This window comes from Mangrovimonas yunxiaonensis (genome assembly GCF_000733475.1).
Classification (GTDB): Bacteria; Bacteroidota; Bacteroidia; order Flavobacteriales; family Flavobacteriaceae; genus Mangrovimonas; species Mangrovimonas yunxiaonensis.
On record NZ_JPFK01000009.1, the window covers coordinates 58,379 to 73,432 of the forward strand.

Genomic DNA, 15,054 nt, shown 5'->3' on the forward strand with positions numbered 1-15,054 from the left:
TTAAAAATAAAGATAATATTATTTTAGTGCCCAGTATTTTTAATCACACAAATATACATGAAAGTTACTATTCACAACAGTTGGAAGCCTTTTTTGAAAACCGAGTTTGAAAAACCCTACTTTCAGGCTTTGGCTAATTTTGTAAAGCAGGAATACCAAAACCAGACGTGTTACCCGCCAGGGTCGCTTATTTTTTCGGCTTTCGATAAATGTGCTTTTCAGGATTTGAAGGTTGTGATTATTGGTCAAGATCCTTACCATGGTGTGGGGCAGGCCAACGGCTTGTGCTTTTCTGTTTCTGATGGGATCTCACATCCGCCATCGTTGATTAATATTTTTAAGGAAATCTCTTCTGATATTGGCAAGCCATATCCAGAGAGCGGTAATTTAGAGCGTTGGGCAGCGCAAGGGGTGCTTTTATTAAATGCGACATTAACGGTTAGGGCGCATCAAGCGGGAAGTCATCAAAATAAAGGGTGGGAGACTTTTACCAATGAAGTTATTAAGGCCATAAGCAACCATAAGAAAGAGGTGGTGTTTTTACTTTGGGGCGGTTTTGCCAAAAAGAAAGCTAAGTTAATCGATAAGGAAAAGCATTATATTTTAACTTCTGGACATCCGTCGCCTTTAAGCGCCAATAGAGGGTATTGGTTTGGCAACAAACATTTTAGTCAAACTAACTCCCTGTTGGAGAAAGTTGGGTTGGCTCCAATTTCTTGGTAGCAGGTAAGGGGTTTGGTGTTTCTAAAGCAGAAAGTGTTGCAACGTCATTATCGCGCTTGGTAGTTTTGTTGCAACTAAAAAACAACAATAAAAAATTAATGAGTACTAATACAAAAAGGATTCCTATAACGGTTAGTATCATAAAATGGTTAGTATTTGTTAATAGCTATTCATTAAATATAATGAAATTAAACCATAATCTTAAATTATTTAAGAGAAAATAGCTTGATTACAAATTGGCTGTCAATTTTTTATATGGCAATTTACTTTCAATGATACGCAATTTATAAAGTTCGTCCTGTACATTAAGGGTGGTTTTTTCATCTAAAACATCTTGCGACCACTCTGTTAGCGACAACCATTGCTGTACGTCTTCAATTTTTTGTCCATAGCGATTAGAAATGGTTTTATCTATGCTTGGTATGTCTTTAAAATCAGCGGTTATGGTATTAATAATGTTTAAAATGGTTTTTAACTCACTGCGGTGGTTTTCAACAAACGTATTGCTAGCGGCAATAACAAAACAGGGCCATGGTGTGGGGCAATTAGCTATTCGTCTAAACACGCCATCATCAACAATGGGCTTGGTTGTAAACTTTTCCCATAAAAAATAGTCTGCCTGTTTGTTAGATAAGGCCTCTACAGCCCCGTCAAGGTTTTTAACAACTTCGAAGTTTAAATCGGCATCCAGGTTCCAAGCGTTGTTTTTGGCGTTAATATAGGCCATTAAATGCGAGCCCGACCCATAACGGCTAATGGCCGCCTTGGTGCCTTTTAAATCGTCTATGGTTTGATAGGTTGAATCTGCTGCCACATGCACGCCCCAAATTAATGGCGACTTTACAAAAACTTGTACAATGCTGCTCGGGTTGCCTTCTACAATATCCTTTATAATCCCTTCGGTAAGGATTACGGCAAGATCTATTTCTTCATTTCTTAAAGCCTTGCACATGTCTCCTGTGCCGCCATAATAGTCTTTCCACCTAAGGTTTATGTTCACATCTTTAAAAGCACCACTTTTTAAGGCAAGGTACCAAGCCAAATTAAAATGTTCTGGAACACCTCCAATGTTTACTTGCTTCATAATCTATTGCGTTAGTTTTTCCAAGGTATAGCGTATAAGCGCTTCTGTTATTTTTTTAGGGTATTTACTAAATTCTCCCAAAGGTCTGTTGGCTATAATGGCATTTAACGACAAGGCTTTATGCCCTAATAAGGCTGCAAGCCCATAAATACCGGCAGTCTCCATTTCCATGTTAGTTACCTTTAAACCTTGGTGGTTAAAGGATGCTAATTTATCATTTAATTCACTATCCTGGACAGCCAATCGCAAAACACGTCCTTGCGGCCCATAAAACCCTACATTGGTAGCCGTAAAACCAATGTGGGTCTTCTTAGACGTTAACCGATCTAGCAAGGCCGAACTCCCAGAAACCACATAAGGAGTCGATTTGGATTTATGCCAATTTAAGTGCTTTACCAATGCTTCGGAAATTGAGACATCCAAAACATGGTCGCTTTTATAAAAATGAAGCAAACTATCAAAACCAACAGCATATTCACTCAATAAGAAACTATCTACCGGAATATCTGCTTGAATAGAACCCGAGGTGCCTATACGCACAATATCTAGCGACGTAGGCGAGGGGTTTACTTCCCTAGTTTCAAAATTAATATTTACAAGGGCATCCAGTTCGTTAAGCACAATATCTATATTATCGGTTCCTATTCCTGTTGAAACCACCGATAGGCGCTTGCCGTTTAAAGTTCCTGTTTGCGTATGAAACTCCCGTTTTCTGGTTTTAAACTCTATCGTATCGAAATATTTTGTAACTACATCTACACGATCGGGGTCGCCAACAGTAATTACCGTTGGGGCAATGTGTTCTGGCCTTAGGTTTAAATGATATATGCTGCCATCTGGATTTATAATTAATTCTGATGCTTTAATTGCCATGGGAGATCGTTTTATAAAGTTTATTCTCTGTACTATAATATTGGTAGTCCAAACGGTTAACACCACCATAATGCATGGCGTTATTAATTTCTGAAGCAAAATTATGTTGCCCCATTAGAGCATCGTGCCCTTTTCTGTTTAGTTTTAAAGCGGTGTCGCCCTGATCGAAAAAAATGGCCAATACGTTTATAAGGCGCTCCAGCTGCATGTCGCCATAGCCGTAATAGCCCTGATAGTTTAAAGCGTAGCCCAACAAATGGTGTTTGGATTTAATGTGGTGTTTGTTTACTAACATTAAAATATTGCGTTCTATACTGCTTAAACCAGACCCCATGTGCGGAAAACGCTGCAAATGTGCTTTTAAACAATTACTTAAATAGCTAAAAGAGGTTGTTTTAGCAATAAAAGGCACAAACAGGTTGTGGTCTTTCCCGCAATAAATTTCCCAAAGGGTATTGGCAGTATCCAAATCGGTTTTGTTTAGTTTAACCCGCGCTTTAAAATGCTGCTTTAACTGGTCTGGCGTTAGTTCGCCCAACCCTTTTAAACCCGTTTCACCCTTAACATGGCCACTGCATACCAAGTAAATGGGCAGGTGGTCTGCTTGTTTTTGTTTTAGTAAACTTATGGCAGCAAACATATTAATGTGGCAAAACAAATCGTATTCAAACCACAAAACCACTTCGTTGTAGTTTTCTGGGGTATTTAATTTACTAATATCGTCTAGAAATTCTTTGGTATTAAACTCTAAATCGTAGGCCTGTTTAAAAAACTGCTCACGACAGCTTAAATATGCTTCAGTACCAATATGCGCTTCTGTTTGGCCCTCACACAACATTTCGTTCCATGTTAGGACGTCTCCTGTTATGTTGAGTTCTTCCAGAATATGGGTTAACACACTGCCATTTGTAATATGAAGCGTTTTCATCACATTATCCTCCAACACGCTTAACCGAAAACCCTTTTTCCTTTAGCATGGCCATAATCTGGTCGCGATAATCGCCTTGTATAATTATGGTATTGTTCTTAAACGACCCGCCAACACTTAGTTTGGTTTTTAGTGTTTTGGCCAACTGTTTAAAATCGCTTTCGGCACCATTGTACCCTTCTAGAATGGTTACAGGTTTCCCTTTGCGCTTTTCATACTTGCAAATAATAGGGTCGTCCTGCAGCCATATATCGGGGGTTTCATTAGTGTTTTCTGGTTCCTGTTCTTCTGGAACATGGTCTGGAAAAAGCTGTTTTAATTGGTCTTGCAAATCCATGGGATTACTTTTTAATAAGTCCTAACTCTACCAAGCGTTCGTGTAAAAAGGCGCCTGCAGTAATATCGTCGTACTGTTTTGGGTGGGCATCGTCTACACAGCTATCAAGGACATCTAATTTCATTTCGGAAATGGGGTGCATAAAAAACGGAATGGAGTAACGGGACGTTCCCCAAAGTTCTTTTGGTGGGTTTATAACCCTATGTATTGTAGATTTTAGCTTGTTGTTGGTGTGTCTAGAAAGCATATCGCCAACATTAATCATTAACTCATCGGGCTCGGCAATGGCATCAATCCAGTCGCCTTTATGATTTTGCACTTGCAAACCACGGCCTTGAGCACCCATTAATAGCGTAATTAAATTAATGTCGCCATGGGCTGCAGCTCTTACCGCATTTTTAGGTTCTTCGGTTATAGGCGGATAGTGTATGGGCCTTAAAATAGAGTTTCCGTTATGAATATAGGCATCAAAATAGGTTTCTTCTAGGCCTAAGTGCAACGCCAAAGCCCGCAAGACATACCGGGCTGTTTTTTCTAACATTTCATAAGCTTCCTTACCGGTTTGGTTAAATTCCGGCAACTCTTCAACCATAACATTTTCGGGGTACTCTGCAGCTAGTTTTGGATTGTCCTCGACATATTGTCCAAAATGCCAAAACTCTTTTAAATCGCCTTCTTTCTTCCCTTTGGCACTTTCCTTACCAAACGATACATAACCGCGTTGACCACCAATGCCTGGAATTTCATATTTCTGTTTAACCGGTACAGGTAAATCAAAAAAGCGTTTAATTTCAGCGTACAGTCTGTCGACTAATTCATCATCAAGAAAATGCCCTTTTAAAGCCACAAAGCCAATCTCTTCGTAGGCTTTACCAATTTCATCCACAAATTTTTGTTTTCTATCAGTATCTCCAGAAAGGAAGTCCGATAAATCAACACTTGGTATACGATTCATGTTATTTCTGTTTAATGGTATGTCTTACAAATGTACAAAAACATTGCTAAGTTTGAGGCACAATTAATAAGCAAGATTTTCATGCGAGCTAGGTAACATTTGCCTATATTTGGGAAATTTTTTAACCCAAAAGGGGATTAACCTATTATGATTTCTTACACACCGACCCAATTAGACACCGATACGTTAAAAGCACTTTATTTAAACATGCTTAAGCCAAGGCTTATAGAAGAGAAAATGCTTATTCTACTGCGCCAAGGCAAGATTTCCAAATGGTTTTCTGGCATTGGTCAGGAGGCTATTTCTGTAGGGGTAACCATGGCTCTGGAAGCCGATGAATATATTTTGCCCATGCACAGAAACTTAGGCGTGTTTACCACCAGGCAAGTGCCGTTAAAGCGGCTGTTTTGCCAATGGCAAGGTAAGGCCAGCGGGTTTACTAATGGGCGAGACCGCTCGTTTCATTTTGGCACTCAGGAGTATAACCTAGTGGGCATGATTTCCCACCTAGGGCCGCAGTTAGGTGTAGCCGATGGTATTGCCCTAGCCAAGACCCTTAAAGGGGAACAAAAAGTCACTGCCGTTTTTACGGGAGAAGGCGGCACAAGCGAGGGCGATTTCCATGAAGCCTTAAATGTGGCTTCTGTTTGGCAGTTACCGGTGTTGTTTTGCATAGAAAATAATGGCTATGGCCTTTCAACACCAACATCAGAACAATACAATTGCGAGCATTTGGCCGATAGAGGCAAAGGGTATGGCATGGAAGCCCATATTATAGAGGGCAATAACGCCATTGAGGTTTTTGAAAAGATTAATGCGATTGTTAAAAGCATGCGCGCCAATCCTAGGCCCGTACTTATCGAGTTTAAAACTTTTAGAATGCGTGGGCATGAAGAGGCGAGTGGCACCAAATATGTTCCTGAAGATTTAATGAACGCCTGGGCTAAAAAAGATCCTGTCGATAATTTTAAGCAGCACCTTATTGCTGAAGGCATTATTAGTGAAGCCGATGATGCCGCTTTTAAACAGAGTATTAAACAGGACATTGACACCGCTTTAAATGAAGCCTATGCCGAAGCGCCAATTACTCCAGATGAGCAAAAAGAATTGGCCGATGTATACAAACCCTTTCACTACCAGCATGTAGCTGCCGAAGGGCCTAAAGAAGAACTACGTTTAATTGATGCCATTTCGTTAGGATTACGACAAGCCATGGAAAAACATGACGATTTGGTGATTATGGGACAGGACGTGGCCGAGTATGGCGGAGTTTTTAAAATTACCGAAGGTTTTGTGCAGCAGTTTGGTAAAGCGCGTGTGCGCAATACACCTATTTGCGAGTCGTCTATCATAGAAGTAGGAATGGGGCTATCTATTGCCGGTATAAAAAGTGTGGTAGAAATGCAGTTTTCAGATTTTGTAACATCCGGATTCAACCCCATTGTAAACTACTTGGCCAAGGTGCATTACCGCTGGAACCAAAATGCCGATGTGGTGGTGCGTATGCCATGTGGTGCCGGTGTTGCTGCAGGGCCATTCCATTCGCAAACCAACGAAGCTTGGTTTACCAAAACCCCCGGATTAAAAGTAGTTTACCCAGCTTTTCCTTACGATGCGAAAGGGCTTTTGGCTACAGCCATTAACGATCCTAACCCAGTGATGTTCTTCGAGCACAAAGCACTATACCGCAGCATTCGTCAGGAGGTGCCGACTAACTATTACACCATACCGTTTGGACAGGCTGCCAAAATAAAAGACGGGCAGGAGGTTACTATAATTACCTATGGCGCTGGAGTGCATTGGGCGTTGGAGACCCTAGGGAAACACCCCAACATTAGTGCCGATGTTATTGATTTGCGTACCCTGCAACCGCTCGATACCGAAACGGTTTTCAGTTCTGTAAAGAAAACATCAAAAGCTATCATCCTACAAGAAGATTCGTTGTTTGGTGGTATTGCTTCTGATTTGTCGGCATTAATTATGGAAAATTGTTTTGAGTATTTAGATGCCCCTGTAAAACGTGTGGCGAGTATAGAAACTCCAATTCCTTTTATTAACCAATTGGAAGACCAATATTTGCCTAAAAACCGTTTTGAAGAGGCTCTGTTAGCCCTTTTAAAATATTAAACACTCTTTAAAAAGGAGCGCATTTTTCGCTCTTTTTTTTTACATTTAAACTGTGTTACAACGCGTTGCTTTTTATACATTAATAGGTTTGCTAACTGCCTGCAACCCTAAAAAACAAACGCCGCCATCGCCCTACAAATGGCAATGTTTGGCAGTTACTGCTACGGCTTACAACAGTCTGGCCTACCAAACCAACAGCCAGCCCAACATAGGCGCATTTGGCGACACCCTTAAGCCCGGTATGAAATGTATTGCCGTATCGCGCGACCTGTTAAAATTAGGACTAACACACAACACGCCCGTAACGATCGATGGGTTTGATGGGGTTTATTTGGTTAAAGACAAAATGCATTGGCGCTGGAGAAAGCGCATCGATATTTATATGGGAACCGATGTTAAAGCAGCCAAAACTTGGGGCAAACAAAAGTTAGAAATTGGTTTCCAGGTGTTAAAAGACACCACAACGGCACTAAAAAAAGCCAGTAAATAACTGGCTTTTATAACTAACTAATTCAAAATGTTATTGGGCATAACGTAAATGTCCGGTCCATAACGCATCATGGTAGCTGTTAATGCTTTCCACAAACTTTTGCTTGGGTAAAGGCTTATACTTGTTAAAAGAATCTCTTGTAAGTTTAATAATTGCTTTCATGATGCGAATGTTTTTTTTGATTGATGTCTTAATTAATGGAACACGGGTTATCTGTAACGGCGCTTACTGTTCCAAGTATGGCTTTTGGTGTTACTTAATGTTCCCGAAATCTGATTGTTGTTTAAAGTTCTCATGACTATGTGTTTTTTGATTGATTACACTAAATAGACGAGTATAATCACAAAATGTTACAGTACTATGCATTACATAATAGTAATTTAACACATTTTAACTATTTTGGGAAAATTTTTGCTTCCAGCGTAACATTATCTTTTTAATTTTACAAACGGTATATTATTTGCATACCCCTTGTTATCAAACAGCATATATGAAACACGTCTTTTTAATAGCATTCATCATGTTGGCTTGTGGTTTAAACGCTCAGGCCCAGGTTACAGATGGGACTAGTAACTCCACCAGTATTCCTGCAGAAAACACCGATAATAAAGACGAAGCCCCAAGCTTAGACTTTAAGCCCTTACCCCAAGAGGCCGAAAATACCAAAACCTTAAATGGCTTATCGTTGCCCGAGGGGAAGACCTTAAACATTAAAAACCAAAAGGAGTTTTCCATGTTTGGCGAAGCGTTTGGAAACCCTGGCGAATTGTACAAAAAACGCTTTGAAAAAACCGAAAAATCCCTGCAACCAAGTGTCGATAACCGGTTAACTGGCGAAACATCCGACCAATATCTGGGTGATTACAAAACCAATGTTGGTAGGGTGAATGTGGTGTATAGAGACTTTGGTGAAGAAGATGGCGATTTAATTAGAGTGTATGTTAACGATGACGTTAGGGTGCCATCGGCCATGCTTCAATACAACTACAAAGGCTTTCATCTAGACCTGGTAGAAGGGTTTAATAAAATAGATTTCCAAGCCCTTAACCAAGGGCGTGTAGGTCCCAACACCGCCGAACTTAAGGTGGTCGATGACGAAGGCAACGTTATAGCCTCCAGCAATTGGAATTTGGCCTCGGGGGTTAAAGCCACCATAATTCTTATAAAAGAATAACCCCATAACGTTACGCGCCAGAGGTTATTAACGGCCATTGTTAAAAAAACTTACTCAAATTTGAAGGTATTCTTCTTTTATTACTTAGAAAAGGCCTTATTTTTGCACATCACAAAAATTTATGAGTAAGAATATCACATCATTAGAATTAGAAGATAGAAGAGTAGGCAAAGACTTGTACAGCTACCAAAGAGGGGCTATAAACAAGATTTTCAAGTGTTTTGAAGAAGCGCCAGAAGACTATCATTTATTATATCAGCTACCAACCGGTGGAGGAAAAACCGTTATTTTTTCAGAAATCGTTAGGCAATATCTAAAGCACCATAAAAAAAAGGTGTTGGTCATGACGCACCGTATAGAGCTTTGCAAGCAAACCTCTAACATGCTTAAAGAGTTTGGAGTTGTTAACAAGGTGGTAAGCAGTAAAGCCAATTTAGAGGACCAAGACCAATACAGCTGTTTTGTAGCCATGGTAGAAACCCTTAACAATAGGCTACAGGACAACAAACTGGATATTTCAGACATTGGGCTAGTTATTATAGACGAGGCGCATTACAACTCGTTTACCAAGCTGTTTAAGTTTTTCGAAAAATCCTTTATCCTTGGGGTTACAGCAACCCCGTTAAGCTCTAACATTAAGCTTCCTATGAAGGATAATTACAACGAGCTAATTGTTGGAGAAACCATAGAGTCCTTAATAAACAACCAGTTTTTGGCAAAAGCCCAGGTGTACTCGTACAATGTGGGGCTAACATCGCTTGTGGTGGGCGCTAACGGAGACTATACCGTAAAATCTTCTGAAGATCTTTATACAAACACCGACATGCTCTCGAAGCTTATACATGCTTACGAAGAGCGTTCTAAAGGAAAAAAGACGCTTATTTTTAATAATGGTATTAACACCTCGTTGCATGTTTACGATACCTTTAGACGTGCCGGATACCCCGTCGCGCATTTAGACAATACCCATTCTAAAAAAGAACGTAAAGCCATCCTAAAGTGGTTTAGAGAAACCCCCGATGCCATCTTAACATCGGTAAGTATTTTAACCACAGGTTTCGATGAGCCTACCGTGGAATCCATCATTCTAAACCGAGCAACAAAATCGCTAACCCTTTACTACCAAATGATTGGGCGTGGATCGCGTATTTTAAAAAACAAAAGCACCTTTACGGTTATTGACCTCGGGAATAACTTTCACCGTTTTGGCCCTTGGGGATCCGATATCGATTGGCAACGCATTTTTAAATCGCCAAACTTCTACTTAGATAGTTTATTGAACGATGAAGATATTGAGGAAAACTTCCGTTACGAAATGCCCGAAGCACTTCGCGAAGCGTTTTCTAAGTCTGAAGATGTTTATTTCGATATAAAAAACGCCTACATTTCTGCAGTAAGAGCAGGGGAGTCCTCGAAAGTGGTTTTAGAGCGCTCTATAGAACACCATGCTAAAATATGTATTGAAAATAGTGAGGATGTTTACGATGCGCTAGATCTGGCCAAACAACTAAGCGACGATATAGACCACCGCATTCATAAATACACCAAGTGTATTAGTAAAAGTACCTATAACTTTGTTAAATGGCTGGAAGACGATTACCGCAAAAAGCTACGCAGCTATTTACGCCATAATTTCGACGAGGTTTTTGAGGCCATCCACGGGAAACCAGCCGAAGGATAAAAGATATTTACTGTAGGATATAAAAAGTAAAAGGGTTGTCTTAAAGACAACCCTTTTTCAATGGATTAAAATAACATAAATGCTGCGGTTAAGTCAAATTACCCTTGTACATTTTGGTTACTCTCCATTAAAGCAAAAAACTTGTTAATGTTTGGTAGAATAATAATTCGTGTACGTCTGTTTTTAGCACGATCCTCGGCGGTTTCGTTACCGGCTATAGGCGCGAAGTAACTTCTACCAGAAGCAATCATTTTCGCAGGGTCTACCTTGTAATCATCTTGTAGCTTACGTACAACAGATGTGGCACGCAACACGCTTAAATCCCAGTTGTCTGAAACCTTGGCATTGTTAATGCTTCTAGAGTCGGTATGGCCTTCAACCATAACTTCAATACTAGGCTCAGAGTTAATCACGTCGGCCAATTTTTGTAGGATGTTGTTCGCTTTAGAGCTTACACGGTAACTAGCCGTATTGAACAACATTTTGTCTGAAATAGAGATCATCACCACCGTTTCGTTAATGTTAATAGCAATGTCTTCATCCTCGTTAAGGCTAGACGTATCTATCGATTTCTTTAGGTTGTGCGATACCGCTAAATTCATAGAGTCTTTTAAGGTCTTGGCCTCAGCCAGTTTAGCTTGGTCTACGTGCTTTAAGGTTTCGTTCATTTGCTTTCTTACGTCATTAGAAATTACCAAATCGTCACCAACAGTAACCAATTTAGCATCATTTTCTTCGGTAAGTGAGTTGATTTTAGTGTTATAGGCATCAACTCTAGCTTGGATGGCAGAAAATTTCTGCTCTAAATCTTCTTTTTCAACGCGTGTTTTGGTTAATTCGCTCTTTAATTCACCGTTTTGCTGTTCTAGTGCAACATATTTTTTCTTAGAAACACAAGAGAATGCAAAAACTCCAGTTAATACTAGCAAAGCTATTTTCTTCATAATAAGTTAATGTTTGGTTTTTTATTGTTTGTTTATATCTACGCACAAAGCCGTTGTTTTGGATGTTGCAAAAACACATTTTAACGATTTATTTAGTTTTTTGTCGATAGCCCGCCAAAACCAGTAAATGACAAACAGCTGATTTACAGTTAACAACTAATGGTGCTAGGTTAGAACGGTAAACGACAGTTGGTCGAAAAATAAAGAAGAGAGAGTAGCCTTAAAAATATTCTATTTTACATAATATAAATTATAGAACAAATATGTATTCCAGCAAATTGGCGGATGCTTGCATTTTACATAATTGCAGATATACTAACACGTCAGTGTTTTATATCGGTAGTAATTATGTAAAAGTCAATTTGCGAAACGCTCATCTCGTGCGTAGCTATAATGCAAATTGCCGCTACCAAGCGCTCGATTGCTTTATAAAATCAAATTGCTTTTTGCTTTGCAGCCACATCATCTCGCAGATTCTTAAAAATGTTTACACAATGCTCAAATTACATAACACAGCAACATTATTGAACATTTGACTAGAAACAAACCAAGCATTATTTCCGTATATTAAGAGTTGATTTAGAAGACACTATGGAGAGGTTATTAAATCTAGACACTGAAACCTACAAGGCTATCTTACTAAGTTTAATGGTAATCTTTATTTGGGGTTTTAAGCATTATTTTTCTGCGATGCAACGTGAAAAACGCTGAAAACGCCGAAGCGATTATTACCGCAACGTTTACCTTAAATCTGATGCCTGGAGACGCAAACGTTATGTGGTTTTAAAACGTGATAATTGGCGTTGTGTTTATTGTGGTGCACGAGCCACCCAAGTTCACCATAAACGCTATGCCAGAAAAAACATTGGTAAAGAACCTATTAAATGGCTTGTATCGATTTGTAAGTCTTGCCATGATAACCTACATGCTTAAACTTTTAAATCGCGAAGCCCTTTTATAAACCAAAAAAACACCGCCTTAATCAGGCGCTTCAATAGCTTCCATTAGCGCTTCTAGTTTTCGGCCTGGCACCAACCACATTAAGGCTACGGCAATATATGCCGCAATAGAAATCCAGGTGTTTATATAAGCCAGTGCAACAGCCAAAAGATACAGGATTAACGAGGCATATTCTTTTACACCATTGGTGCAGAGCTTAGACAGGGCGGAATTGTGACCGTGGTAAGTTACTAAAACGCGTTCCAAAATAAAATATGCCACCGCACTCATAAGCAACACAAACCCATATACAGCCACTGGTAGAGCCTCGTAATAATGCCCCTGCTCGCCTAGCCAGCTTGTAGCAAACGGGATGAGCGACAACCAAAACAGCAAGTGCAAATTGGCTCAAAGTATTTTTCCGTTTACTTTTTGGGTAACCTGCATTAAATGGTGGTGGTTGTTCCAATAAATCCCTAAGTAGATAAAACTTAACAAATAGCTTACAAACAAGGGAGCTACGGCTATTAAACCTTGTATCGTGGTGTTTTCTGGAGCTTTCATTTCCAGCACCATAATAATGACAATGGCTAAAACGCCATCGCTAAACGCTTATAATCGGCCTGTTTTCATCTGGTATTGTTTTTTTGATTTGTTTTACCCGCCAAAGCGCTTTGGTGGCGGTAACGGAATGCGTTCGGTTTCGTTTGGTACCGGTGGGAAGCTGTTGTTTGTCCAGGCTTCTTTTGCACGTGCTATTAGGCTTTTATCCGAAGCCACAAAATTCCACTCTATAAAACGCGTTTCGGGAAAGGCTTCTCCGCCAAAAATATAAACGGTGGTATTTGCAGCAAGTTCAAACGCACATAAGGTGCTGTCTTTTGCTACCAGTAGCTGCTTTGCGCCATAAGTATGTCCGTCGCTACTAATGTGTCCTTCCAAAATATACAGGGCACTTTCGCCAAACAAATGCTGTCCAATCGTTACCGTTTGGGTGGTTTTTGACTTAACCTCAATAAAATATAACGGACTATACACTGGCACAGGCGATTGCTTGCCAAAAGCCTTTCCTGCAATAAGTTTAAACTGCACGCCATTGTCTTCCCAACTGGGGATTTCATCTGCCTCCACATGTGTAAAACTTGGCTCGCATTGCTCCTTTTCTACCGGTAAAGCCACCCAAATTTGCAACCCATGTAGCGTTTTTTCTGAATGTCGTAAACGTTCTGGCGTTCTTTCGGTATGAACAACGCCTTTACCTGCGGTCATCCAGTTTACGGCTCCCGGCGTAATCTCAACAGCGGTTCCTAAGCTATCGCGATGCATAATGGCGCCTTCAAATAAAAAAGTAAGCGTCGATAGGCCAATATGCGGATGCATGGCCACATCTAAATTATCCTGAGCGCCCAAATGTGCTGGCCCCATGTGATCGATAAAAATAAACGGTCCTACCATGCGTTTTTGCCGGAAGGGCAATAAGCGCCCTACCAGAAAATTTCCAATGTTGGCTGCACGTTCTTCTATAATCAGTTTTGTGTTCGACATTTGCTATAAGTTATCATACCCCTTAAAACGCTTATCTACAAGACGTTTCCATTCGGGATGTTTTTTTATGTAGGCAAACACATAAGGACAAATGGGCAGTAACGTGTTATGGTGCGCCTCTAGGTGGTTTAATGTTTTTTCTACCAAAGCAGCGGCAACGCCCCTACCGCCTATGGCTTCGGGAACTTCTGTATGTACCAAGGCCGTTTGCTGTGCCGTTTCTTTATACTCTATAAAGGCATCATGCCCATCTATAGTTATTTGAAACCGCTTTTTATCTTGGTTTTTCACCAATGGTATGTGTTCAAATTCTGATCTCATTTTTTAAAGATATAAAAAAAGCAGCTTGTAAACACAAACTGCTTTTAAGGTTTAGTTTAGTCTTCCAAATACCCAAACTTTCCGGTGTTAAAATCCTGAAAAGCCTGTATAAGCTCATCTTGGGTGTTCATAACAAAAGGGCCATGTGCTGCAATGGGCTCGTTTAAAGGCGCACCACTCAATACCAGAACAACGGTATCTTCCAGAGCGTCTAAGGTAAAGGTATCGCCATCATTATTTGCAAACAGTGCAAAGTGGTCTTGTAAAACAACGGTTGTTTCGTTTACCTTCACGCTACCCTCAACAGGTAATATGGCCGTGGTATAATGCGCTGGAAACGTCAAGGGCATTTTTGCACCTTTTTTCAGCCTAACATTAAACATGTTTACTGGAGAAAATGTTGATGCTGGCCCTTTATTTCCTTCATACGCACCAGCAATCACCTCTACCTCTCCTGCCCCATCGGGCAACGGAACTTTTGCCATTTCGGCATTTGCAATGGCCTGATATTTTGGCGGGCTCATTTTATCTTTTGCAGGAAGGTTTACCCACAATTGTACCATTTGAAATTCGCCTCCTGTTTTACTCCACTCGGTTTCGTGAAACTCTTTATGCAGCACCCCCGAAGCGGCAGTCATCCATTGCACATCACCTTCGCCAATAACCCCTCCACCACCAGCGCTATCGGTGTGTTCTACACGTCCTTTGTAGGCAATGGTTACGGTTTCAAATCCTCTATGCGGGTGCACACCTACGCCCTTGGGTACATGGGTTGGCGGAAAATGGTACTTAGAATTGTAATCCAACATAATAAACGGATCCATACGTTGCATGGTTGAAGTGCCAGGAATGAAATTGTGCACTCTAAAACCATCCCCCACAAAATGAGGGGTTCCTGGTTGTACTATTTTTTCTATGTGTCTTGTTTTCATC

17 protein-coding genes and 1 pseudogene are annotated in these 15,054 nt (G+C 40.4%); 6 read left to right on the top strand and 12 right to left on the bottom strand.

The window, feature by feature from the left end:
- Nucleotides 1–57: 57 nt before the first annotated feature.
- Nucleotides 58–723: a uracil-DNA glycosylase gene (locus IA57_RS11500; protein WP_036123822.1), complete on the top strand. Its 666-nt coding sequence runs from the start codon at nucleotides 58–60 to the stop codon at nucleotides 721–723.
- 229 nt (nucleotides 724–952) lie between these two features.
- On the opposite strand, the gene IA57_RS11510 is transcribed toward IA57_RS11500, so the two are convergent.
- The 5 genes from IA57_RS11510 to IA57_RS11530 are packed head-to-tail and all read right to left on the bottom strand — an operon-like array spanning nucleotide 953 to nucleotide 4,900.
- The gene (locus IA57_RS11510) at nucleotides 953–1,807 is read right to left on the bottom strand and encodes a substrate-binding domain-containing protein (RefSeq protein ID WP_036123827.1); all 855 of its coding nucleotides are present in this window, start codon (nucleotides 1,805–1,807) and stop codon (nucleotides 953–955) included.
- 3 nt (nucleotides 1,808–1,810) lie between these two features.
- The gene (locus IA57_RS11515; protein WP_036123830.1) at nucleotides 1,811–2,680 is read right to left on the bottom strand and encodes a nucleoside phosphorylase; all 870 of its coding nucleotides are present in this window, start codon (nucleotides 2,678–2,680) and stop codon (nucleotides 1,811–1,813) included.
- Complete coding sequence (locus tag IA57_RS11520) at nucleotides 2,670–3,608, bottom strand: hypothetical protein (protein ID WP_036123833.1); 939 nt, start codon at nucleotides 3,606–3,608, stop codon at nucleotides 2,670–2,672. The genes IA57_RS11515 and IA57_RS11520 overlap by 11 nt, the downstream gene beginning before the upstream one ends.
- Before the next feature lie 4 nt (nucleotides 3,609–3,612).
- Nucleotides 3,613–3,945, bottom strand: a complete 333-nt coding sequence (locus IA57_RS11525) for a translation initiation factor (protein WP_036123836.1) — start codon at nucleotides 3,943–3,945, stop codon at nucleotides 3,613–3,615.
- A gap of 4 nt (nucleotides 3,946–3,949) precedes the next feature.
- A complete protein-coding gene (locus IA57_RS11530) occupies nucleotides 3,950–4,900 on the bottom strand; it encodes an isopenicillin N synthase family dioxygenase (protein WP_036123839.1) in 951 nt (316 codons plus the stop codon).
- A gap of 147 nt (nucleotides 4,901–5,047) precedes the next feature.
- On the opposite strand from IA57_RS11530, the gene IA57_RS11535 reads away from it, so the two are divergent.
- Both IA57_RS11535 and IA57_RS11540 read left to right on the top strand, forming a co-directional pair.
- Nucleotides 5,048–7,027 (top strand): alpha-ketoacid dehydrogenase subunit alpha/beta, encoded by a 1,980-nt coding sequence (locus IA57_RS11535; protein ID WP_051881058.1) that lies wholly within the window; start codon nucleotides 5,048–5,050, stop codon nucleotides 7,025–7,027.
- Between the two features lie 52 nt (nucleotides 7,028–7,079).
- Entirely contained in the window at nucleotides 7,080–7,517 is a 438-nt protein-coding gene (locus IA57_RS11540; protein WP_373283081.1) for a 3D domain-containing protein, read from the top strand.
- Nucleotides 7,518–7,547: 30 nt separating this feature from the next.
- Here IA57_RS11540 and IA57_RS12755 read toward each other — a convergent pair whose 3' ends face one another.
- The gene (locus IA57_RS12755; protein ID WP_262493266.1) at nucleotides 7,548–7,679 is read right to left on the bottom strand and encodes a hypothetical protein; all 132 of its coding nucleotides are present in this window, start codon (nucleotides 7,677–7,679) and stop codon (nucleotides 7,548–7,550) included.
- Nucleotides 7,680–8,007: 328 nt separating this feature from the next.
- Here IA57_RS12755 and IA57_RS11545 point away from each other — a divergent pair, with 328 nt between their 5' ends.
- The gene (locus IA57_RS11545; protein ID WP_036123844.1) at nucleotides 8,008–8,691 is read left to right on the top strand and encodes a hypothetical protein; all 684 of its coding nucleotides are present in this window, start codon (nucleotides 8,008–8,010) and stop codon (nucleotides 8,689–8,691) included.
- Between the two features lie 121 nt (nucleotides 8,692–8,812).
- Nucleotides 8,813–10,372 carry a DEAD/DEAH box helicase gene (locus IA57_RS11550; RefSeq protein ID WP_036123847.1) on the top strand — a complete coding sequence of 520 codons (1,560 nt, stop codon included), beginning with the start codon at nucleotides 8,813–8,815 and terminating at the stop codon, nucleotides 10,370–10,372.
- Between the two features lie 98 nt (nucleotides 10,373–10,470).
- On the opposite strand, the gene IA57_RS11555 is transcribed toward IA57_RS11550, so the two are convergent.
- Nucleotides 10,471–11,316, bottom strand: a complete 846-nt coding sequence (locus tag IA57_RS11555; protein WP_036123849.1) for an OmpA/MotB family protein — start codon at nucleotides 11,314–11,316, stop codon at nucleotides 10,471–10,473.
- A gap of 777 nt (nucleotides 11,317–12,093) precedes the next feature.
- On the opposite strand from IA57_RS11555, the gene IA57_RS12595 reads away from it, so the two are divergent.
- Nucleotides 12,094–12,249 (top strand): HNH endonuclease, encoded by a 156-nt coding sequence (locus IA57_RS12595; RefSeq protein ID WP_117595853.1) that lies wholly within the window; start codon nucleotides 12,094–12,096, stop codon nucleotides 12,247–12,249.
- A gap of 45 nt (nucleotides 12,250–12,294) precedes the next feature.
- Here IA57_RS12595 and IA57_RS12765 read toward each other — a convergent pair whose 3' ends face one another.
- The 5 genes and pseudogenes from IA57_RS12765 to IA57_RS11575 form a co-directional block, all read right to left on the bottom strand.
- Nucleotides 12,295–12,657: a TMEM175 family protein gene (locus tag IA57_RS12765; protein ID WP_308418512.1), complete on the bottom strand. Its 363-nt coding sequence runs from the start codon at nucleotides 12,655–12,657 to the stop codon at nucleotides 12,295–12,297.
- 6 nt (nucleotides 12,658–12,663) lie between these two features.
- Nucleotides 12,664–12,855: pseudogene (locus IA57_RS12770) on the bottom strand (TMEM175 family protein); the annotation flags it as partial.
- A 57-nt stretch (nucleotides 12,856–12,912) separates the two neighbouring features.
- The gene (locus IA57_RS11565) at nucleotides 12,913–13,800 is read right to left on the bottom strand and encodes a pirin family protein (RefSeq protein ID WP_036123851.1); all 888 of its coding nucleotides are present in this window, start codon (nucleotides 13,798–13,800) and stop codon (nucleotides 12,913–12,915) included.
- A 3-nt stretch (nucleotides 13,801–13,803) separates the two neighbouring features.
- Nucleotides 13,804–14,121 (bottom strand): GNAT family N-acetyltransferase, encoded by a 318-nt coding sequence (locus IA57_RS11570; protein ID WP_036123853.1) that lies wholly within the window; start codon nucleotides 14,119–14,121, stop codon nucleotides 13,804–13,806.
- Between the two features lie 56 nt (nucleotides 14,122–14,177).
- Complete coding sequence (locus tag IA57_RS11575) at nucleotides 14,178–15,053, bottom strand: pirin family protein (protein WP_036123856.1); 876 nt, start codon at nucleotides 15,051–15,053, stop codon at nucleotides 14,178–14,180.
- Between the last annotated feature and the right edge of the window lies 1 nt (nucleotide 15,054).